Below are 21,409 nucleotides of genomic sequence, written 5' to 3'. Positions count from 1 at the left end.
ATGGAATGAATATAAATCCAACTTCACTCCGATTCCCCGAGCGAAGCCGAGGGGCCCCTTCGAGCGAAGCGAGAACCCGCACCGTCGCGGCCTCGACTTCGCTCGGCATAGCCCCTCGGCTTCGCTCGGGGAATCGGAAGTGGTTTGGCGCGCGCCCGATTTTTCCGCTTCTGAAAAGAGATCGACCATGACCCACCAATTCCACCCGACGATGCTGCGCGAATATGACATCCGCGGGGTCGTCGGCGACACGCTGTCCGCCGCCGACGCCACCGCCATCGGACGCAGCTTCGCGACGCTGATCGCCCGCGCGGGCGGCAAGTCGGTCGCGGTGGGTTATGACGGGCGGCTGTCGTCGCCGATGCTCGCCGAGGCGCTGGTCGAGGGGATCACGGCCGCGGGCGTCGACGCGCTCAACGTCGGGCTCGGGCCGACGCCGATGCTCTATTACGCCGCGTCAACGCAGCCAGTCGATGGCGGCATACAGATAACCGGCAGCCACAATCCCCCCGATTACAACGGCTTCAAGATGGTGTTTCAGGGCCGCCCCTTTTACGGCGCCGATATCCAGGCGATCGGCACGATGGCGGCGGCGGGCGACTGGGAAGTTGCCAGTCTTGGGGCAGAGGGATCGTCGCAGAGCATCGACATCGTCGACGCCTATGTCGACCGGCTGGTCGAGGGTTTCGTCGGCGGGGCCTACCGCGTCGGCTGGGACGCCGGCAACGGCGCCGCGGGCACCGTCATCGAGAAATTGACCGCGCGCCTGCCCGGCGAGCATTTCCTGCTGTTTACCGACATCGACGGCCATTTCCCGAACCACCATCCCGATCCGACCGAGGAGAAGAATCTGGCGGATCTGCGCAAGCTCGTCGCCGAGAGGAATCTCGATTTCGGCGTCGCTTTCGATGGAGATGGCGACCGCATCGGCGCGATCGACGGCGAGGGCCGGGTGATCTGGGGCGACCAGCTCCTCCAGATCTATGCCGCCGCGGTGCTCAAGGACCGTCCGGGCGCGACGGTGATCGCCGATGTGAAGGCGAGCCAGGCGCTGTTCGACCGCGTCGCCGAACTGGGCGGCCAGCCGCTGATGTGGAAGACCGGCCACAGCCTGATCAAGGCGAAGATGAAGGAAACCGGTAGCCCGCTGGCGGGCGAGATGAGCGGCCATATCTTCTTCGCCGACCGCTATTACGGCTATGACGACGCGCCCTATGCCGCGGTGCGGCTGATCGAGGCGGCGACGAAGCTCGGGCAGAGCGTCACCACATTGCGCGGCGCGATGGCGCCGATGGTCAACACCCCCGAACTGCGCTTCCAGGTCGACGAGGTGCGAAAATTCGCCATTGTGGATGAGGTTCTGGCGCGGCTCGCCGCGTCGGGGGCGAAGGTCGACCGCACCGACGGCGCGCGGGTGCTGACCGACGACGGCTGGTGGCTGCTCCGCGCCTCGAACACGCAGGACGTGCTGGTGGCGCGCGCCGAGGCGAAGGACGCGGCGGCGCTCGAACGGCTGATGGCGGCGATCGACGAACAGCTCGCGCTGTCGGGGGTGGCGCGCGGGGAAACGGCGGGGCATTGAGCCTTTTAGCCCCTCCCCTTCAGGGGAGGGGTTGGGGTGGGGTCCATCGGCCTTGCGCGAGGCCGATGGCCCCCACCCGCTGCGACTAACGAACAAGTTCGTAAGTCTCGCTGCCCTCCCCTGAAGGGGAGGGCGTGGCTTTGATGCAAAAATCTTGCCAGATTGACCTTGCCGCCGCTCCTCGGGTAACGGAGCGCAAGTTTTGAACGGACAGCGATGCCACTATGACCGACGATACCTCTCTCGCGACCCCGCCGCCCAGCGACGACCATGGCGTCGCCGAGCATGTCGCGCATGTCCAGGAGGAAGCCGCGGCGGGCAACGGGCTCGCGGTGGTGTCGATCGCCAAAAGCTATGACAAGCGCGTCGTGCTGTCCGACGTGTCGCTGTCGGTGGGCAAGGGCGAGGTCGTCGGGCTGCTCGGCCCGAACGGCGCGGGCAAGACGACCTGCTTCTATTCGATCATGGGGCTGGTGAAGCCCGACGCGGGGCGCATCATGCTCGACGGCGCCGACATCACCGCGCTGCCGATGTACCGCCGCGCGATCCTCGGCCTCGGCTATCTGCCGCAGGAAACCTCGATCTTTCGCGGCATGACGGTGGCGCAGAATATCGAGGCGGTGCTCGAACTCAGCGAGCCCGACAAGGTGGCGCGCGAACAGCCGGCTCGAGGAACTGCTCGACGAATTCGGCCTCACCCGCCTGCGCGATGCCGCCGCGATGGCGCTGTCGGGCGGCGAACGGCGCCGCGCCGAAATCGCCCGCGCGCTCGCTGCCAACCCGTCGATCATGCTGCTCGACGAGCCGTTCGCGGGCATCGACCCGCTGTCGATCTCGGACATTCGCGACCTTGTCGCCGATTTGAAGACGCGCGGCATCGGGGTGCTGATCACCGATCACAATGTCCGCGAAACGCTCGACCTCGTCGATCGCGCCTGCATCATCTACGACGGCAAGGTGCTGCTCGCGGGCTCGCCCGCCGAACTCGTCGCCGACCCCGAGGTGCGGCGGCTGTATCTGGGCGAGGGTTTCTCGCTGTGATCTTCGCGGCCTGCCGCCATAAAAATGTTCCTGTGTCCCCGCGAAGGCGGGGACCCATCTCCCGAGGGTTCAAGATCGAACCGGCAGGCGATGGGCTCCCGCCTTCGCGGGAGCACGCAGAATAGTGAATTAATCGCCGATGGCGTTGGGTCCGCGCCTCGATCTTCGCCAGTCGCAATCGCTGGTGATGACGCCGCAGCTGCAGCAGGCGATCAAGCTGCTGGCGCTGTCGAACCTCGAACTCGACGCCTATCTGGCCGAGGCGCTGGAGGGCAATCCCCTGCTCGACACCGCCGCGCCCGACAGCGAGGCCGCCGGCGATGACGCGCCCGAGGGCGAGGCCGCACCGGTCGAGGCGGCATCGCTCGACGCCGATCAGGCTTTGTCCTCCGACAGCGCCGCCGCCGCCGATCTCGACGTCGACCTCACCGCCGAAAGCTTCCACCACGACAGCGCGAGCGACAGCGTCGGCCTGTCGGGCGACGGCGAAGGGATAGACTTCGACAGCTTCGCCGGCGAGGCCGACAGCCTCTACGAGCATCTGCTCGCGCAGGTCGGCGAGCGGTTCTCGGGGCTGGAGGCGCTGATCGCCGAACAGCTCGTCGCGATGATCGACGAGGCGGGCTATCTGCGCGCCGACCTGTCCGACCTAGCGCAGCGGCTCGGCGTGCCGCTCGCGCTCGTCGAGAGCGTGCTCGCGGGGGTGCAATTGTTCGATCCGTCGGGGGTCGGCGGCCGCGACCTCGCCGAATGCATCGCGATCCAGGCGCGCGAGGCCGACCGCTACGACCCCGCGATGGCGACGATGATCGCGCATCTCGACCTCGTCGCCAAGGGCGCCTTCCCGCAATTGAAGCGCATCTGCGGCGTCGACGACGAGGATCTGGCCGACATGATCCGCGAGCTGCGCGGCTATGATCCCAAGCCGGGGCTGCGCTTCGGCGGGTCGCCGACGCAGGCGGTGGTCCCCGACCTCTATGTGCGCCAGACCGCGAAGGGCTGGGCGGTCGAGATCAACAGCGGGACGCTGCCGCGGCTGCTCGTCAACCGCCGCTATTACAGCGAACTCGCGGCGGGTGCGGCGGCGAAGAGCAAGGCATGGCTTTCCGAACAGCTCGCCGGCGCCAACTGGCTGGTGCGTGCTCTCGACCAGCGCCAGCGCACGATCGTCAAGGTCGCGAGCGCGATCGTGAAGCAGCAGGAGGGGTTTTTCCTGCACGGCGTCGCGCATATGCGCCCGCTGACGCTGCGCCAGGTCGCCGAGGAGATCGGCATGCACGAATCGACCGTCAGCCGGGTGACGAGCAACAAATATCTGAGCTGTGCGCGCGGGCTGTTCGAGCTCAAATATTTCTTCTCGTCGGGCATTTCGGCGGTCGAGGGCGACGGCGCGGTGTCGGCCGAGGCGGTGAAGGCGCGGATCAGGGCGATGATCGAGGGCGAGGACGCCAAGGCGATCCTCTCCGACGAGACGATCGCGCAGCGGCTGTCGGCCGAGGGCCACGACATCGCGCGGCGCACGGTGGTGAAGTACCGCGAGGCGATGGGCTATGGCTCGTCGGTGCAAAGGCGGCGGCAGAAGGCGCTGGCAGGGTAGCGCCGATCCTCCCCCAACGGGGGAGGGGGACCATGCGCAGCATGGCGGAGGGGCACAGGAGGTTTGCCTTGCCGCTTGCAGGTCGCGTAAACCGACGGTGCCCCTCCACCACCCTTCGGGTGGTCCCCCTCCCCGTTTTCGGGGAGGATCCTCCTGCTAACCAATTCCTAACCATGTCGCGGCTAGCGTTCGGGCCAAAGGAGCCGACCGCCCGTGACCTCTGCGCCGCCGCATCCCTTCACCGTGCTCGTGACCGGCGGCGCCGGCTATATCGGCAGCCATGCGGTGCTGGCGCTGCTCGATGCGGGCTGGCGTGTCGCGGTGCTCGACAATCTCGTCACGGGCTTCCGCTGGGCGGTGCCGAAGGGCGCGGCCTTCTACGAGGGCGATATCGCCGACGCGGCGCTCGTCACGCGGATCGTCGCCGAGCAGGATGTCGGCGCGATCATGCATTTCGCGGGATCGGTCGTGGTGCCCGAATCGGTGACCAACCCGCTCAAATATTACGACAACAACAGCGCGCGCAGCCGGACGCTGATCGACACCGCGGTGCACGCCGGGGTGCGCCATTTCATCTTTTCCTCGACCGCCGCCACCTATGGCATCCCCGACGCCATCCCGGTGCGCGAGGATGCGCCGCAGCGGCCGATCAACCCCTATGGCATGTCGAAGCTGATGACCGAGGCGATGCTCGCCGATGTCGCCGCGGCGCATGATTTCAACTATATCGCGCTGCGCTATTTCAACGTCGCCGGTGCTGATCCCGAGGCGCGCGGCGGCCAGTCGACCGCCGGCGCGACGCATCTGATCAAGGTCGCGGTCGAGGCGGCGCTCGGGCAGCGCGGCCACGTCGATGTGTTCGGCACCGACTTCGCGACCCCCGACGGCACCGGGGTGCGCGACTATATCCATGTCAGCGACCTTGCCGCGGCGCATCTGCTCGCGCTCGACGCGCTGATCGCCGCGCCCGATACGAGCCACAAGCTCAACTGCGGTTATGGCCGGGGTTTTTCGGTGCTCGAAGTGCTCGACGCGGTCGACAAGGCGACGAATCGCAAGATCGAACGCCGCATGGGGCCGCGCCGGGCGGGCGACCCCGATGCGCTGATCGCCGACAATGGCGCGATTCGCAGCGTCCTCGGCTGGGAACCGCGCTACGCCGACCTCGACACGATCGTCGCGCACGCGCTGGCGTGGGAACGCGCGCTGGTCGAGCGGCGGCTCGCGGCGTGATCCTTTGACAGGATTCGCGCAGAGGACGCAGAGGGCGCAGAGATTTTTGATTCTCGCGGAGACGCGGAGAAGTAGAGAGAAGATTGGCGGCTTTGCCGCCTTTTTCTTTCTCCTCTGCGATCTCTGCGATCTCTGCGCGAAAATTTCTTCTCCGCGTCTCCGCGCCTCCGCGTGAACCCGTTCCACGGCGCGGCATATCCGCAGCAAACGCCGCCAAGCCGGTTGACTTTTGGCCCGCATCCCCATAGGTGCGCCGCTTCGCGTTACCGCCAGAGTTTTTACGGACACAAGATCATGAAGATTCGCAACAGCCTGAAGTCGCTGAAGGACCGCCACCGGGACAACCGCGTGATCCGCCGTCGCGGCCGGACCTATGTGATCAACAAGACCAACCGCCGCTTCAAGGCGCGCCAGGGCTGATGCCCCTGCGCGGGGCGATTTTGCCCCGTTTGCTTTTGCTGAAACGCGTCACGCCGTCGGATGCTTCCGGCGGCGCTTTCGCGTGTCCGGTGTCCGCATGATCCCCCGCTGCGTCATCTTCGACGTCGGCCGCGTGCTGTTCGAATGGGATTTGCGGCACCTGTTCGCCAAACTGATCGCCGACGGGGACGAACTCGAATGGTTCGTCGCCAACGTCGTCACGCCGAGCTTGGCATTTCCAGCACGACGCCGTGCTAGCCGATCGCCGAGATGGTCGCCGAACGGAAGGCCGAATTTCCCGGCCATGCCGCGCTGATCGACGCTTATGCGGCGCGCTTCAACGAATCGATTCCCGGACCGGTGCCGGGCAGCCTCGAACTGGTGGAGCGATTGGATGCCGCGGGTGTGCCGCTGTTCGCGATCACCAATTTCGGCCATGATTTCTGGCAGGGTTTTCGCCCGACCCAACCGGTGTTCGACCGCTTCCGGGGCATCATCGTGTCGGGCACCGAGAAAATGATGAAGCCCGACCCCGCGATCTATGCCCTCGCGATCGAGCGATTCGGTATCGACCCGGCGGGGGCCTTCTTCATCGACGATGTGACGGCGAATGTCGCGGGCGCCGAGTCGGTGGGCATCGCGGGGCACCGGTTCGTCGATGCGGAGACGCTGGAAGCCGAACTGGCGAGACGGGGGTTTCTGGCCGATTAAGCGGGGAAATGCCGCGGACTTCGGTGCGATTTGTTTCACGCGAAGACGCGAAGGCGCGAAGGGTTTACCCTACTCCGTTCGCCCTGAGCCTGTCGAAGGGCCGTTCTTTCTTTTGACGCCGCAAGAAGAAGGACGGTGCTTCGACAAGCTCAGCACGAACGGATGTCAGGAAATTCTTCGCGCCTTCGCGTCTTCGCGTGAACCCGAAAAAACTATTTCTCCACCCCGAGCTGCGTCAGCACGAAGGCGAATTCCTCGGCGTCCTCGCGCAGGGCGCCCCAGCGGCCCGATTTGCCGGCGTGGCCCGCGCCCATGTTGGTGCGCAGCAGCAGGGTCGCATCGTTGGTCCGCGTCGCGCGCAGCTTGGCGACCCATTTGGCGGGTTCCCAATAGGTCACGCGCGGGTCGTTGAGGCCCGCCGACACCAGCATCGGCGGATAGGCCTTCGCGGTGACGTTGTCGTAGGGGCTGTAGCTCAGCATATAGTCGAACGCGGCCTTGTCGGTGATCGGGTTGCCCCATTCGGGCCATTCGCCCGGCGTCAGCGGCAGCGTTTCGTCGACCATCGTGTTGATGACGTCGACGAAGGGCACCCCCGCCAGCACCGCGCCCCACAGTTCGGGCGCCTCATTGTAGATGACGCCCATCACCTGCCCGCCCGCCGAGCGGCCTTCGACCGAAATCCTGCTCGGCGCTGGTGTAGTTCTTGGCGATCAGCCCCCTGGCGACGTCGATGAAGTCGTTGAAGGTGTTCTTGCGCTCGAAGGTCTTGCCCGCGAGATACCAGGCGCGCCCCAGATCGTCGCCGCCGCGGACATGCGCGATGGCGTAGATCATGCCGCGATCGACGAGGCTGAGCCGCGTCGTCGAAAAGCCCGGCGGCACGCGGTAGCCGTAGCTGCCATAGGCATAGAGGTGCATCGGCGCGCTGCCGTCGAGCTTCGTCCCCTTCTTGTAGACGAGCGAGGCGGGGATCATCGTCTTGCCGTCGCGGCTCGGCAGGTTAACCCTTTCGGTTACATATTGCGTGGCATCGTAACCCGAAGGGATTTCCTGCACCTTCAGCGTCTCGAGCTTGCCGCTCGCGATGTCATAATCATAGACGGTGTCGGGGGTGACCATCGATTCATAGTCGAGCCGGAGCTTGTCCTGATGATATTCGGGATTGTCGCCGAGTCCCGCCACATAAGTGGCCTCGGGAAATTTGATCCGGCCGGGGGTCAGCGGCGCGTCGTATCGGCGGACATCGACCTGATCGAGCCCGTCCTCGCGCGCCTCCAGCACGAAATAGTCGCGGAACACCGAGACGCCGGTGATATAGCTGTGGTCCGATCCGGGGATCAGCGTCTTCCAATCGCCGGGCTTTTTGATGCTCGCGGTGGCGACGCGGAAGTTCGGATGCTCGTCGTTGGTGTGGATGTAGAGCGTGCCGTTCCGCTCATCGACGCTGTATTCGCGGCCCTTCTTGCGGGCCGAGACCAGTTGCATCGGCGCTTCGGGGTTGTCGGCGGGGAGCAGATAGACCTCGCTCGTTTCGTTGTCGCCCGTCGCGATCACGATATAATTGTCGGCGGCGGTCTTGCCGATGCCGACCCCGAAACCGATGTCGGGCTCCTTGTAGAGCAGTTTGTCGGTGTCCACCGGCGTGCCGAGCTTGTGCAGCCGGACATTGTCGGTGCGCCAATTCTCGTTGGCGAGGCCGTAGAGCAGCGCGTCGTTGTTCGCGGTCCACACCAGCGACGACAGCGTGCCCGGAATGACGTCGGACAGCATCTCGCCGGTTTCGAGGTTGCGGATGCGCACCTCGAAGCGTTCGGAGCCATTGTCGTCGAACGAATAGGCCATCAGCTTGCCGTTCGGGCTGACCGACACTTCGGCGAGGCGGAAATAATCCTTGCCCTCGGCCATCGCGACCTCGTCGAGGATCAGCGCCGCATCACCGCCCGCGGCGGGCCTGCGATACCATTTCTTGTACTCGGCGCCTTCCTCATACTCGACCCAATAGCTCCAGTCGCCGTCCTTCTGCGGCACGCTCGAATCGGCTTCCTTGATCCGGCCCTTCATCTCCTGGAACAGCGTTTCGACAAGGGCTTCGTGCGGCTTCATCGCCGCGTCGAAATAGGCATTTTCGGCCTTCACATAGTCGAGCACGTCCTCGTCATCGACCACCGGATAGCTTTCGTCCCTCAGCCAGTGATACGGATCGGAGAGGGTCTTGCCGTGCAGCACCGTCTCGTGCGGGCGCTTGTCCGCGATCGGGGCGGCGGGCAGGGCAGAGGTCTTGTCGGTCAAGGCTGTGTCTTTCTCTTCGGCGAAAGCGCCGGGGGCCGCGACAAGCGGGGTGGCAATTGCCGCCAGAAACATCCAAATAGCGCGCATCACTAAAACCCCCGCGGTGTCGCCCCGATGGGCGGGATGGCCGCGATGTAGGAACAAGGAAGCCGTCATGTCCAGCCCCGTCCCAAGTCAGGCCCACGCCGACCGCCTGACCCGCCTGCGCGCCGAACTGGCGAAGCGCGGGCTCGACGGCTTCGTCGTGCCGATCAGCGACGAGCATATGAGCGAATATGTCGGCGCCTATGCGCAGCGCATGGCGTGGCTGACCGGCTTCGGCGGCTCGGCGGGGACGGCGGCGGTGCTGCCGGCAAAGGCGGCGGTGTTCGTCGACGGGCGCTACACGGTGCAGGTGCGCGACCAGGTCGACGGGACGCTGTTCGACTATGTCGGCGTGCCGCAGTCGAGCGTCGCCGAATGGCTCGGCGCGAACGTCGCCGCGGGGCAGAAGGTCGGTTACGATCCCTGGCTCCACGGCATCGACTGGGCGGTCGCGACCGCGAAGGCGCTCGCGGCGAAGGGCGCCGAACTCGTCGCGGTCACGTCGAACCCGATCGACGCGGTGTGGGACGATCAGCCCGCGCCGAGCGACGCGCCGGTCGCGGTCCACGACGTCAGGCTGGCGGGGCAGAGCGCGGTCGAAAAAAGGCAGGCGATCGCCGACTGGCTGAAGGCGAAGGGGCTCGACACCAGCGTGATGACCGCGCTCGATTCGATCGCCTGGACCTTCAACATCCGCGGGGCGGACGTCAGCCACACGCCGGTCGGGCTCGCCTTCGCGCTGCTCCACGCCGACGCCACCGCCGACCTGTTCATCGCGCCCGGGAAGGTCACCGACGCGGTGCGGACGCATCTCGGCAACAGCGTGCGCATCCACGACCGCAGCGCCTTCGAGGCGGCGCTTGCCGCGCTGAAGGACAGGAAGGTCGCGGTCGATCCGGGCAGCGCGGTCGCGGCGATCTTCACCGCGCTCGAGGCGGCGGGCGCGAAGGTCGAACGCCACCGCGATCCGGCGGTGCTGCCCAAGGCGATCAAGAACGACACCGAGCTCGACGGCACGCGCGCCGCGCACGTCCGCGACGGCGTCGCGGTCGCGCGCTTCCTGCAATGGATGGAGGATGTCGCGCCGCAGGGCGGGCTCGACGAACTCGGCGCGGCGGCCAAGCTGCGCGAATTTCGCGAGGCGAACGGCGGGCTCGTCGACCTGAGCTTCGACACCATCTCGGCCGCGGGGCCCAATGGCGCGCTGCCGCATTACAAGGTCGACGCGACGACGAACCGCCGCATCGAGACCGGCACGCTCTATCTGGTCGATTCGGGCGGCCAATATGCCGACGGCACCACCGATATCACGCGCACCATCGCAATCGGCACGCCGACCGCCGAAATGCGCCGCCGCTTCACCCAGGTGCTGAAGGGCCATATCGCGCTCGCGACGGCGCGCTTTCCCAAGGGGACGCGCGGTAGCCAGCTCGACATTCTCGCGCGCCAATATCTGTGGGCCGACGGGGTCGACTATGCGCATGGCACCGGGCACGGCGTCGGCACCTATCTGGCGGTCCACGAAGGGCCGCAGCGCATCGCCAAGCCCGCCGGGGGGCAGGCGGGGACCGAGGAGCCGCTGCACGCGGGCATGATCCTGTCGAACGAGCCCGGCTATTACAAGGCGGGGCATTTCGGCATCCGCATCGAAAATCTGGTGATCGTCGTGCCGCAGCGCATCGACGGCGCCGAGGAGGAGATGCTGGGGTTCGAGACGATCACCTTTGCGCCGATCGCGCAGAACCTGGTCGACGTCGCGCTGCTGTCGCCCGGCGAGGCCGACTGGCTCGACGTCTATCATGCCGCGGTGTTCGCGAAATTGTCGCCGGGGATGGAGGGCGCGGACCGCGAATGGCTCGCGGCCGCCTGCGCGCCGCTCGACCGCAGCCCCGCCGCGCTCGCCGCCTGAGCGTGGACATGGAACAGGTTCCGCTTGGCGATTTTCGCGTCCACGAGGTGGTGCGCGTGCGCTTCAACGAGATCGACGGGCAGAATATCGTCTTCAACGGCAATTATCTGGTCTATGCCGACATCGGCGTGACCGAATATTTCCGCGCGCTCGGCGAGGGGCAGCCGGGACCCTATTTTCACCAATATGGCACCGACATCCGCGAGGTGCGCTGCGAAATCGACTATCACGCGCCCGCGCGGCTCGACGAACGGATCACCATCGCGGCGCGGATCAGCCGGTTCGGGCGCGACCATTTCACGCTCCATTGCGCGATTTTCCGGGGCGAGGAGCGGCTGACCGATATCGAAATCCGCTATCAGCATATCGACCGCGACAGCGGCCAGCCGACGCCGCTGCCCGGCAGCTTCATCGCCGAAGTCCGGCGATTCGAATCGCGGACCCCGGTTCAGGACTGATTCGCTTTTCGCCGGATCGGCCCTCTCAACCAAAAAGGTCGAAAAAAAGGGCCACCCGAAGGTGGCCCGTGAAAGTTTTGGGAGAGGATGCCTAAAAGGCATGCTCATATTGCAGCGCACAAAAAATGTTGCAACTGCGAAATGAGCATTTGCAGTTGCATTTTTTGCAATCGTAATGCCGAGCGGACGTGCGCCGCGCGCCATCGCTATCCCCTCGCAAATCGGCGCGACATCGCCTAAATTGGCGCCATGCGCATGTTCACCACTCCCGATCTCGGCGGCGGCCTGTCCGATTTCTGGGCCTATATCCGCGAGCCGCGCCCGCACCGCTGGGCCATATGGGGCGTCGCGATCGTGCTGACCTGGCTGGTCTTCAACGGCGTGTCGAAATATCTGATCCCTTATGAAAAGCCCAAGGCGCAGATCATCTATTTCGAGAATTGGACCGCCAAGCGCGGCGATGCGGAGATTCGCGCCGACTGGGTAGCGCGCGCCAGGGAAACCACGCTGCGCAACGCCGAAAAGCGCGCCGAATATCAGCGGCTGGCCGACATGATGGGGGTCGACTATGATTCGGCCGAGGCGGACAGGATCACGCGCGAAACGCTCGGCGCCGAAGCCGCCGCGGCGGCGAAGAAAAAGCCCGAGCCGCCCAAACGCTCGACGCTCGCCGAACGCGCCGCGCGCGGCCCGCAGCCGGCGCCCGGCCCGCAACCGGCGCCCGCCGCTCCCCCCGCGACCGCTCGCTGACCGATGCGGCGCCCGCCCGCCGATGCCGACTGGATGGCGGCGGCGATCGCCCTGTCGCAGCGCGGCCGCCCCGCGTCGGCGCCCAATCCCAACGTCGGCTGCATCCTGGTGCGCGACGGCCGCGTCGCCGGGCGCGGCTGGACGCAGGCCGGCGGCCGCCCGCACGCCGAGGCGATGGCGCTGGCGGTGGCGGGCGAAGCGGCGCGCGGCGCCACCGCCTATGTCAGCCTCGAACCCTGCGCGCACGCGAGCCCGCGCGGCCCCTGCTGCACCGATTCGCTGATCGGCGCTCGGCGTCGCGCGGGTCGTCGTCGCCGCGGAGGACCCCGATCCGCGCACCAATGGCCAGGGCATCGCCCGGCTGCGCGGCGCGGGGATCGACGTCCTGTTCAATGTCCTGCTCGGCCGAGGCGCGGCGCGCGATGGCGCCATGGTGGACGCGGCGGGCGTCGGGCCGTCCGTTCGTCACGCTCAAGCTGGCGACCTCGCTCGATGGCTGTATCGCGCGCGCCGACGGGTCGAGCCGCTGGATTACCGGTCCGCGCGCGCGCGCGCACGGCCATCTCGAACGCGCGCGGCATCAGGCGATCCTCGTCGGGCGCGGCACTTTCGACGCCGACGCGCCGCAGCTCGACGTGCGGCTGCCCGGCCTCGAAGATCGCAGCCCCCGCAAATATCTGCTCACGCGCGGCGCGGCGCCCGCCGGCTGGACCGCCGCCGCCGCGCCCGAAGCGGTCGAGGGCGTCGATTCGCTGCTCGTCGAGGGCGGCGCCGGCGCGGCGTCGGCCTTTCTCGCCGCCGACCGCGTCGACCGGCTGCTGCTCTATCGCGCGCCGATCCTGATCGGCGCCGTACGACCCGCGCTCGGCGATATCGGCCTCGCCGACCTGGCCGCCGCGCACGGGCGCTGGCGCCTCGCCGACAGCCGCCTGCTTGGCAGCGACCGGCTCGACGTCTACGAGCGGGTCAGAGAAGGACCTTAGACCCCATGTTCACCGGCATCATCACCGACATCGGCACCGTGCGCGCGCGCGAGGATCGCGGCGACACGCGGCTGGTCATCGGCACGAGTTACGACACCGACACGATCGACCTCGGCGCCTCGATCGCCTGTTCGGGCGCCTGCCTGACCGTCGTCGACAAGGGCCGGGACGCGGACGGCGACTGGTTCGCGATCGACGCCAGCGCCGAAACCGTCGCGCGCACGGCGGGCGGCATGTGGGACGTCGGGCGCCGCCTCAACCTCGAACGCGCGCTCAAGGTCGGCGACGAGCTCGGCGGCCATATCGTCACCGGCCATGTCGATGCGGTAGGAACGATCGTCTCGGTCACCCCGGTCGGCGACAGCTGGGGCCTCGTCGTGTCGGCGCCCGCCAGCCTTGCGCCGCATATCGCCGCCAAGGGCTCGATCACCGTCGAGGGCGTCTCGCTGACCGTCAACGAGGTGACCGACCAGGCGGACGGAGCCGCGCATTTCACGCTCAACATCATCCCGCACACCCGCGCGATGACAACGCTTGACGAGGCGGCGGCTGGGCGCCCGGTGAACCTCGAAATCGACATCCTCGCGCGCTATCTGGCGCGGATGCAGGCGCGCGGATGACGGAGAGTTCGAGGCTCCTGCTCTGGCTTCGCTGGGGCGCCTTGGCGCTGGCGGCGGTGCTGATCGCCGCGCGCGTGGCGACCCACGGGCTCGATCGGTTCATCCTGGTGTCGGCCGCGCTTTTCGTGCTGGTCGGCCTGATGTTCCAATATGTCGAGCGGCAGACGCGGCGGCCGCTGAAAACGCATCTGCGCTGGGCGCTTGCCAGCTTTGCCCTCGGGCTGGTGCTGGTCCTCCTGCCCCTCGCTCTCGGCGCCGACCTGCTCGTCGGGGCGATCCTCTGGGCCGGGCTTTCGGCGGCGGGGCTCGTCTGGAGCCTCCACTACGAGCGCACCGAGCCGCTCTAACCTTCGTTCCACCCCATCGCCAGTTCGGGGTCGCTGGCGATCATCGACCGCCGCATCGCCAGCCGCCCGATCCGCAGCAGTTCGGCCTTGCGCCGCGCGGGGGCGAGGTGGCAGCTCGCCGCCTCGCGCACCACCGCCGCGCCATAGCGGTCGGCGACGATCAGCCCCGACGTCTCGGGACGATAGGGTTCGGTTTCGAGGATCGCGGGGTCGAGTCCCGCCGCGAGCGCCCAATAGAAACGGTCGCACCAGTCGCAGTAATCGGGCCATTTGCCGTCGCCGTGCAGGTCGGCGCGGCTGACCTTGATCTCGACGATGGTGATCTGCCCCCTGGCGTCGATCGCGGTCAGGTCGGTGCGCCGCCCGTTGGGCAAGGGCACCTCGGGAATCGCGACCAGCCCGGCTTGCGCGAACAGCCGGCACACGCCGCGCGCGACGTCGGCGGCGATCACGGCTCGGTCAAGGTCGGTACGCGCCATGGGGTTTCGCTCATCCCTCTAAGCCGTTTGTCCTGAGCTTGTCGAAGGACCGTTTTTCCTTTCGGTCGCCGCAACAGGGAAGGACGGTGCTTCGACAAGCTCAGCACGAACGGATGCGGGGTGGAATGCCTCAGAAGGGAACGTCGTCGTCGAGATCGTCGTCGAACGGCGGGCGTCCGCCGCCGCCCGTGCCGCCGCCAAAGCCGCCACCCGAGCCGCCGCCCGGCGAACCGCCGCCCTGGTTCCAGCCGCCGCCGCTGCCGCCGCCATTGTCCCAGTCGCCGCCGCCGCCGCCGCGCGATCCGCCGCCGCCGCCGGGCGCGCCGTCGAGCATGGTGAGGTTGCCGCCGAGCCCCGCGATCACCACCTCGGTCGTGTAGCGGTCGTTGCCGTCGCGGTCCTGCCACTTGCGGGTGCGCAGCGAGCCTTCGATATAAACCTTCGATCCCTTTTTCAGATAACGCTCGACCACGCCGACCAGCCCTTCGCCGTTGATCACGACATTATGCCATTCGGTGCGCTCCTTACGCTCGCCGGTCATGCGGTCCTTCCAGTTCTCGGAGGTCGCGATGCGGATATTGGCGATCTTGCCGCCGTTCTGGAACGACTTGATCTCCGGGTCCGCGCCCAGATTGCCGATGAGAATTACCTTGTTGACGCTGCCAGCCATCCGCCGCTCCGCTTGAAAGTTGGGAGGATCAGCCGAGTCCGAAGGCGACGGCCGTCCAGTAAGTGATACCAGCAGCGGCATAGGCGAGCAGGAACAAATAGCCAACCATGAACATGGGCCATTTCCACCCGTTGGTCTCGCGCCGCGTGATCGCGATCGTCGAGATGCACTGCGGCGCGAACACGAACCAGGCGAGGAAGGCGAGCGCGGTGGCGAGGCTCCATTTGCCCTGCAGCGCGGAGCCGAGCTGTTCGGACATCTTCTCCTCGTCGTCGCCCGCGTCGATCGCGTTGGCGGTGGCCATCGCCGACACCGCGACCTCGCGCGCCGCCATCGCCGGGATCAGCGCGACCGCGATGTCGTGGTTGAAACCGATCGGCGCGACAAGGACCTCGAGCCCGCTCGCGATGCGGCCGCCGACGCTATATTCGACCTGGCTGAGCGCGCTGTCCCCGGGCACCTTGGGAAAGCTCAGCAGCAGCCACAGGATGACCGTGGTCGCGGCGATGATCGTGCCCGCGCGGCGCAGGAAGATCCACGCGCGCTGCCACAGCGCGATGGCGATGTCGGCGGCACGCGGCCATTGATAACGCGGCATTTCCATCATGAAGCCGGCGGCATTGCCTTTGGTCACCGACCGGCGCAGCACGAGCGCGACGGCCAGCGCGCCGACGATGCCGCTGAGGAACAGCCCGAACAGGACGAGGCCCTGCAGCCCGATCGGCGTGCCGCCGACGTTTCGCGCCGGGATGAAGGCGCCGATGATCAGCGTATAGACCGGCATGCGCGCCGAACAGGTCATCAGCGGCGCGATCAGGATCGTCGTCAGCCGGTCCTTTTCGTCGGGGATCGCGCGCGTCGCCATGATGCCGGGCACCGCGCAGGCGAAGCTGGAGAGCAGCGGGATGAAGCCGCGCCCCGACAGCCCGACCTTGCCCATCAGCCCGTCCATCAGGAAGGCGGCGCGCGCCATATAGCCCGACGCCTCGAGCAGCAGGATGAAGAGGAAGAGGATCAGGATCTGCGGCAGGAAGACGACGACCGCGCCGACGCCCGCGAGCAGCCCCTCGACGACGAGGTCGCGGAAGAAGTTTGCGGGAACGGTCTCGACCACCCAGCTCTGGACCGCGCCGACCGCGGCTTCGAGCCCGTCGGCAAAGGGCGTCGCCCAGGAAAAGACCGCCTGGAACATCACGAACATCAGCACGACGAGCAGGATCAGGCCGCCGACCGGGTGGAGCACGACCTGGTCGACGCGCTGCGTCCAGCGGCGCACCGGGGTTTCGTCGACCGTCGCGGCGCGCGCGATCGCGCGCGCGCGCTGGTGCAGCGCGGCGTCGTTCTGCGGCGGCGCGACGGCTTCGCGCGGCCGGTGCGAGCGAATCGCGCCGTCGATCGCTTCGAGCAGTTCGGCCAGCCCGCGCTTGCGCACCGCGACGGTCGGGACCACCGGCACGCCGAGCTCGCGCGACAGCCGTTCGGGATCGAGCGTCAGCCCGTCGCGCTCCGCGAGGTCGAGCATGTTGAGCGCGACCACCGTCGGCAGGCCGAGCGCCAGCAGTTCGAGCGCGAAGCAGAGATGATTGTCGAGATTGGCGGCATCGACGACGACGATCAGCGCGTCGGGGCGCTTCTCGCCCGCCTGGCGGCCGAGAACGACGTCGCGCGTCACCGCCTCGTCGAGGCTCGCGGGGGTCAGGCTGTAGGTGCCGGGCAGGTCGATCAGCGACAGCGGGCGGCCGTCGGCGAAGCTGGCGTGCCCCGCCTTGCGCTCGACGGTGACGCCGGGATAGTTGGCGATCTTCTGCCGCGCGCCGGTCAGCGCGTTGAACAGGCTCGACTTGCCGGCATTGGGATTGCCGACCAGCGCGATCGAGGGGATGGGACCGGTCATGCCGCGCCCGTCCCGTCTGCAACGGCTTCGACGGCGATCGCCGCGGCCTGCCGCGCGCGGATGATGACCTTCATGCGCCCGACCGTCAGCGCGAGTGGGTCGCGCGAGAAGATGCTGCCGCGATGGCGCGGGGTGACTTCGCACCCCTCCATCAGCCCGAATTCGCGCAGGCGCCGGCCCTCGTCGTCGGACATCGCGGTCCAGTCGATCCGCGCGATCCGCACCGCGACCCCCAGCGGCGCCCTGTCGAGCGAAGTTTCGAGCAAGCCAGTCATTTGCGAGCGATTATCAATATCGCTCGCGCGGCGCCAGTCCTTTATCGGTCAGGAGTTTCGGCGATTCAGTCGCGGCGCTTGCCCAGCTTCTTTTGCGCCGCCTTGATCTCGGCGATGTCGCGATCCGCGCGCTCGTGACGCAGTCGCTTCTGCGCTGCCTTGAACGTCGCATATTCGCGTTCGACATGTTGTATTGCTTCGGCCATCGACACGCTTCCGCCGGAACGCAGCACGGCGCGGCCCAGATTGGATAATTGCGCATCCAAAAGCGTTGCCGCATCGCTCATCAGGGTCAGGCGTCCGATGTCCATCTGGTCCTCGAAGATATCGAGCAAAATGGTCGTGAGCCGGTTCAATTCCCTGATTTCCCGCTCCGCCAGATAGTTTTTCGATGTCGCCGGCATCGGCCTTGCGGATATTCTCGTTCGGCCAGCTTTGCAGGCCCATATTGGGTTGTTCCGCGTCGGCGCGAAGGCGCAGCACTTCGGCGGGCGTGTTCGAGCAGACGGCGTAGATCAGCTTCGCCTGCGTGTTCCTGTAGAAATCCCGCCAGGTCGGCGATGCGCCGTCATAATCCTGGCACATGGCGCAGATCGAGCGAAGCTCGCGATAGACATTCGCCTCGTCGGACCGAATGTCGCGGACGATCTCCTTGAGTTCGGCGATGCGGTCGCGGTTGTCGGGATTTTTCAGCCGCACCGCATCAATAACGAAGCCCTTGGTCGCGAATTGCACCAGCTTTTCGGTCGCCCATTTACGGAACAGCGTGGCTTGCTTGGACGAGACCCGGTAGCCGACCGAGATGACCATATCGAGGTTGTAGAGGGTGGTGGGCCTGCCGAGACTTTTTTGCATTTTTTGCAAAGAAGTCGCCTCGTCGAGTTCGCCTTCTTCCAATATGCTCGCGATATGGCGCGATATCACGGACACATCGCGCCCAAAAAGCTCGGCAATCTGCGCCTGCGTCATCCAGAGCTGGTCGCCGTCATAGCTGAGTTCGACGTGAAGGCCCGTGCCGTCGCCATAGACGAGGAAGCGGTCGCCCGTCGTTTCATCCTCCTGCAGACGCACCGGTTCAAGATTCGGCATATGGCGGAGCCCCGATTCGAACAGAAAGTGAACAAGGCTAACAGAAGGTCGGCGGATATGCCAGCGAAGATGGCCCGGTGCCAAGCCCGCTCAGCGTCCCGGGTAGCGCAGCTGGCCGACGAAGCGCGCGACGCTGGGGCGTTCGGTGCGGGTGGCGGCGCGGCGGTGCTTCCAGCCCTCGAAGCGCATCACCTCGCCGATCCGCCGCGCGAGGAAGGCGCTGGTGTCGGCATGATCCCCGCTCTCGTCGTTCAGATACACCGCCATCGTCGCGGCATAGACGCCGGCGAGGATCGCGCGCTTGCTGTAGTGATTATAGTCGGTCGCCGTATCCCCCGCGAGCCGCCACATCAGGTCGGCGGCGCGCCAGCCGAGCCGGGCCGCGAACGGCACGTTCGTCGGCAGCGCGAGCAGCGCCAGCGCGCGGCGCAGCGCCTCGCGGTTCGGCGCGATCAGGTCGATGCGCGCCTCGACCAGCGCCGTGATCCGATCGCGAATCTTGAGCGTGGCGAGTTTTTCGGCGGGCCATTTCGCCGCCATGGCCGCGTCGATGCCGGCGAACCAGGCATCGACCATGTCGCGCCCGCCGCCGGGAAAGGCGAGCCGCGCGACATCGGCATCGACCCCGCCGCGCGCCGCGGCATCGACGAGGGCGGCGTCGCCGAAGCCGTCGAAGGCGGCATTTTGCGCGATCAGCGGCGCGAGCGCGGCGCGAATCTCTTCGAGCGTGGGATCGGCGGGCAGGGCGTCGGAAGACATGGGGGCCATGGGCGTCAGATAGGCCGTTCGCGGCGGCTGGGCAACCGGATCAGCGCCAGCGCCGCGCCGACCATCGCGCCGCCGAGCAGGTCGACCGGGCCGAGCAGCTCGCCGAACATGATCCAGCCCGCGAGCGCGGCGATCGCCGGCTGGACGAGCAAAGTCAGCCCGATGACGAGCGGGCTGAAGCGCGGCAGCGACCAGATCATCAGCCCCTGGCCGACGATCTGGCTGGTCAGCGCGAGCAGCAGCAGCGGGGTCCAGTCGTGCGGGAGGATGACCTCGCCGAGCGCGAAGGCGACCGCGAGGAGGATCGGCGGACAGACCAGCGAGGCGATGGCGAGCGCCGACCAGGAACCGATCGTGCCGCGCACCCGCTGCATCAGGATGACGTAGCCGGTGTAGAGCACCCCGGCGAGCAGGCTGAGCAGGTCGCCGACCAGATAGTCGGGCGAGAGTTCGTAGCTTTGCCCCATCAGCAGCGCCGACCCCGCGAAGGCGAGCAGGATCGCGGCCGCCTGCCACCCGCGGGGCAGGGTGCGGGTCAGGAAGATGCTCCAGATGACGAGCAGCAGGCTGGCGCAATTGCCGAACAAAGTCGCATTGGCGACCTTGGTCTGGAGGATGCCGATGTGCCAGGCGGCGAGGTCGAGGGCGAAGAAGATGCCCGCGGCGGCGGCGACCAGCACCGCGGGACGCGGCGGCATTCGCCCGCCGGTCTCGCGCCAGGCGAAGGCGAGCAGGACGGGCGCCGCCAGCGTCATGCGCCAGAAGCCGGAGGCGGTCGGGCCGGTATCGGCCAGCCGCACCAGCATCGCGCCGATCGACAGCGCGACATTGCCGCCGAGCAGCGCGGCAAAGGCCCAGCGTCCCGGCGTCTCTGCTGTGCCTGCCTCGTTCACCCTTGCCTCGTCGTTAGATTTTCTTTTGCTACCCATGCTTGCGCCGGGGCATCGCTGTCCATAGCTTCGGTGCCCATAGCGGCGGCCCCGGGGGCGTCGCTCAAAAAGATGCCAAGGAGACCCGAATGTCCGCATCGCTTCTCGATCCGATCCAGCTGGGCGCCATCGCGGCGCCGAACCGTATCATCATGGCGCCGCTCACGCGCGGCCGCGCCGGGCCGGGCTTCGTGCCGAACGAGCTGGCGCGCGAATATTATCGCCAGCGCGCTTCCGCCGGGCTGATCATTTCGGAAGCCACCGGCATTTCGCAGGAAGGCCTCGGCTGGCCGTCGGCGCCGGGCCTCTGGACCGACGCGCAGGTCGAGGGCTGGAAGCCGGTGACCGAAGCCGTGCATGAAGCGGGCGGGCGCATCGTCGCGCAGCTGTGGCACATGGGCCGCCTCGTCCATTCGGTGTTCAACGACGGCAAGCCGCCGGTCTCGGCCTCGGCGACGAAGGGCGAGGGCCGCGCGCACACCCCGGTCGGCCGCCTCGACCTCGAAACCGCGCGCCCGCTCGAGCTGAACGAGATTCCGCGCGTGATCGCCGATTATGCGAAGGCGGCCGAAAATGCGAAGCGCGCGGGCTTCGACGGCGTCCAGCTCCACGGCGCCAACGGTTATCTGATCGACCAGTTCCTGCGCGACAATTCGAACCTGCGCGACGATGATTATGGCGGCTCGATCGACAACCGCATCCGCCTGCTGCGCGAAGTCACCGAGGCGCTGATCGGCGTGTGGGGCAAGGACCGCGTCGCGGTGCGCCTGTCGCCCAACGGCGCCACCCAGGGCGTCGACGACAGCGCGCCGGACAAGCTGTTCCCCGCCGCCGCCGCGGCGCTCGATGCTCTCGGCATCGCCTTCCTCGAACTGCGCGAGCCCGGACCCGACGGCACCTTCGGGAAAACCGACGTGCCCAAGCAGTCGCCGGCTATTCGCCGGCTGTTCAGGGGCCGCTGATCCTCAACAGCGATTATGACGTCGCGAAGGCCGAGGCGGCGCTCGCCAGCGGCGGCGCCGACGCGATCGCCTTCGGCCGCCCCTTCATCGGCAACCCCGACCTGGTCGAACGCATCCGCACCGGCGCGGCCTGGGCCGCCGACGATCCGCAGACCTGGTACGCGCCGGGGCCAGAGGGCTATATCGACTATCCGGCGTTGCAGGTGGCGTAAAAGGCTTCGTCCCTGCGACCCCGGCTTTCGCCGGGGTCGCAGGGACGATGTGTCTGCCTTGAGCGGCTAGAGCATCGAGCCTTAAATCCGACCCACCGTCCCGT

Annotated in this window: 16 protein-coding genes and 6 pseudogenes; 13 read left to right on the top strand and 9 right to left on the bottom strand. The window is 67.3% G+C overall.

All coding sequences use genetic code 11. From position 1 onward, the window contains the following. Positions 1-187 precede the first annotated feature (187 nt). The 6 genes and pseudogenes from pgmG to N0A20_RS17315 all read left to right on the top strand — a co-directional run bounded on the left by pgmG (position 188) and on the right by N0A20_RS17315 (position 6,584). The gene (pgmG, locus tag N0A20_RS17340; protein WP_260581583.1) at positions 188-1,582 is read left to right on the top strand and encodes a phosphoglucomutase/phosphomannomutase PgmG; all 1,395 of its coding nucleotides are present in this window, start codon (positions 188-190) and stop codon (positions 1,580-1,582) included. A 224-nt stretch (positions 1,583-1,806) separates the two neighbouring features. Beyond that, a pseudogene (gene lptB, locus N0A20_RS17335) lies at positions 1,807-2,623 on the top strand (LPS export ABC transporter ATP-binding protein). A 139-nt stretch (positions 2,624-2,762) separates the two neighbouring features. Next, entirely contained in the window at positions 2,763-4,220 is a 1,458-nt protein-coding gene (gene rpoN, locus N0A20_RS17330) for an RNA polymerase factor sigma-54 (protein WP_260581582.1), read from the top strand. 213 nt (positions 4,221-4,433) lie between these two features. Further along, on the top strand, positions 4,434-5,453 hold the full coding sequence (gene galE, locus N0A20_RS17325; protein ID WP_260581581.1) for a UDP-glucose 4-epimerase GalE: 1,020 nt from the start codon (positions 4,434-4,436) through the stop codon (positions 5,451-5,453). Between the two features lie 294 nt (positions 5,454-5,747). Continuing rightward, on the top strand, positions 5,748-5,873 hold the full coding sequence (gene ykgO / locus N0A20_RS17320) for a type B 50S ribosomal protein L36 (protein WP_003046794.1): 126 nt from the start codon (positions 5,748-5,750) through the stop codon (positions 5,871-5,873). 97 nt (positions 5,874-5,970) lie between these two features. Further along, positions 5,971-6,584 (top strand): annotated as a pseudogene (locus N0A20_RS17315) (HAD family hydrolase). Positions 6,585-6,796: 212 nt separating this feature from the next. Here the strand turns inward: N0A20_RS17315 and N0A20_RS17310 are convergent. Next, positions 6,797-8,948, bottom strand: a pseudogene (locus N0A20_RS17310) (S9 family peptidase). An 82-nt stretch (positions 8,949-9,030) separates the two neighbouring features. Between N0A20_RS17310 and N0A20_RS17305 the strand changes: the two are divergent. The 6 genes and pseudogenes from N0A20_RS17305 to N0A20_RS17280 all read left to right on the top strand — a co-directional run bounded on the left by N0A20_RS17305 (position 9,031) and on the right by N0A20_RS17280 (position 14,027). Continuing rightward, a complete protein-coding gene (locus N0A20_RS17305) occupies positions 9,031-10,869 on the top strand; it encodes an aminopeptidase P family protein (RefSeq protein WP_260581580.1) in 1,839 nt (612 codons plus the stop codon). Positions 10,870-10,877: 8 nt separating this feature from the next. Beyond that, a complete protein-coding gene (locus tag N0A20_RS17300; RefSeq protein WP_260581579.1) occupies positions 10,878-11,327 on the top strand; it encodes an acyl-CoA thioesterase in 450 nt (149 codons plus the stop codon). Positions 11,328-11,582: 255 nt separating this feature from the next. Continuing rightward, a complete protein-coding gene (locus N0A20_RS17295; protein ID WP_260581578.1) occupies positions 11,583-12,077 on the top strand; it encodes a hypothetical protein in 495 nt (164 codons plus the stop codon). Positions 12,078-12,110: 33 nt separating this feature from the next. Then, positions 12,111-13,060: pseudogene (gene ribD, locus N0A20_RS17290) on the top strand (bifunctional diaminohydroxyphosphoribosylaminopyrimidine deaminase/5-amino-6-(5-phosphoribosylamino)uracil reductase RibD). Positions 13,061-13,065: 5 nt separating this feature from the next. Then, positions 13,066-13,680 carry a riboflavin synthase gene (locus N0A20_RS17285; protein WP_260581577.1) on the top strand — a complete coding sequence of 205 codons (615 nt, stop codon included), beginning with the start codon at positions 13,066-13,068 and terminating at the stop codon, positions 13,678-13,680. Beyond that, on the top strand, positions 13,677-14,027 hold the full coding sequence (locus N0A20_RS17280; RefSeq protein ID WP_260581576.1) for a hypothetical protein: 351 nt from the start codon (positions 13,677-13,679) through the stop codon (positions 14,025-14,027). The genes N0A20_RS17285 and N0A20_RS17280 overlap by 4 nt, the downstream gene beginning before the upstream one ends. Here the strand turns inward: N0A20_RS17280 and N0A20_RS17275 are convergent. The 8 genes and pseudogenes from N0A20_RS17275 to N0A20_RS17245 all read right to left on the bottom strand — a co-directional run bounded on the left by N0A20_RS17275 (position 14,024) and on the right by N0A20_RS17245 (position 20,095). Beyond that, positions 14,024-14,506, bottom strand: a complete 483-nt coding sequence (locus N0A20_RS17275) for an MmcB family DNA repair protein (RefSeq protein ID WP_260581575.1) — start codon at positions 14,504-14,506, stop codon at positions 14,024-14,026. The genes N0A20_RS17280 and N0A20_RS17275 overlap by 4 nt on opposite strands. A gap of 130 nt (positions 14,507-14,636) precedes the next feature. Next, complete coding sequence (gene ssb, locus N0A20_RS17270) at positions 14,637-15,176, bottom strand: single-stranded DNA-binding protein (RefSeq protein WP_260581574.1); 540 nt, start codon at positions 15,174-15,176, stop codon at positions 14,637-14,639. Positions 15,177-15,204: 28 nt separating this feature from the next. Further along, positions 15,205-17,070, bottom strand: coding sequence for a ferrous iron transporter B (locus N0A20_RS17265; RefSeq protein ID WP_260581573.1), 1,866 nt, complete (start codon positions 17,068-17,070; stop codon positions 15,205-15,207). After that, entirely contained in the window at positions 17,067-17,345 is a 279-nt protein-coding gene (locus tag N0A20_RS17260; RefSeq protein ID WP_260581572.1) for a ferrous iron transport protein A, read from the bottom strand. Before N0A20_RS17260 ends, N0A20_RS17265 begins: the two co-directional genes overlap by 4 nt. Positions 17,346-17,410: 65 nt before the next feature. Then, positions 17,411-17,749, bottom strand: coding sequence for a RhuM family protein (gene rhuM, locus N0A20_RS20835; RefSeq protein ID WP_409574802.1), 339 nt, complete (start codon positions 17,747-17,749; stop codon positions 17,411-17,413). A gap of 55 nt (positions 17,750-17,804) precedes the next feature. Beyond that, positions 17,805-18,155, bottom strand: a pseudogene (gene rhuM / locus N0A20_RS20830) (RhuM family protein); the annotation flags it as partial. Between the two features lie 369 nt (positions 18,156-18,524). After that, entirely contained in the window at positions 18,525-19,193 is a 669-nt protein-coding gene (locus tag N0A20_RS17250) for a COQ9 family protein (protein ID WP_260581570.1), read from the bottom strand. Positions 19,194-19,207: 14 nt separating this feature from the next. Next, positions 19,208-20,095, bottom strand: a complete 888-nt coding sequence (locus tag N0A20_RS17245; protein ID WP_260581569.1) for a DMT family transporter — start codon at positions 20,093-20,095, stop codon at positions 19,208-19,210. A gap of 125 nt (positions 20,096-20,220) precedes the next feature. Here N0A20_RS17245 and N0A20_RS17240 point away from each other — a divergent pair. Beyond that, positions 20,221-21,305, top strand: a pseudogene (locus N0A20_RS17240) (alkene reductase). The last annotated feature ends 104 nt before the right edge of the window (positions 21,306-21,409 follow it).

This window comes from Sphingopyxis sp. PET50 (assembly GCF_025244705.1).
Taxonomy (GTDB): Bacteria; Pseudomonadota; Alphaproteobacteria; order Sphingomonadales; family Sphingomonadaceae; genus Sphingopyxis.
The sequence above is the reverse complement of the archived record's forward strand: the minus strand, read 5'-3'. Positions and strand labels throughout refer to the sequence as shown.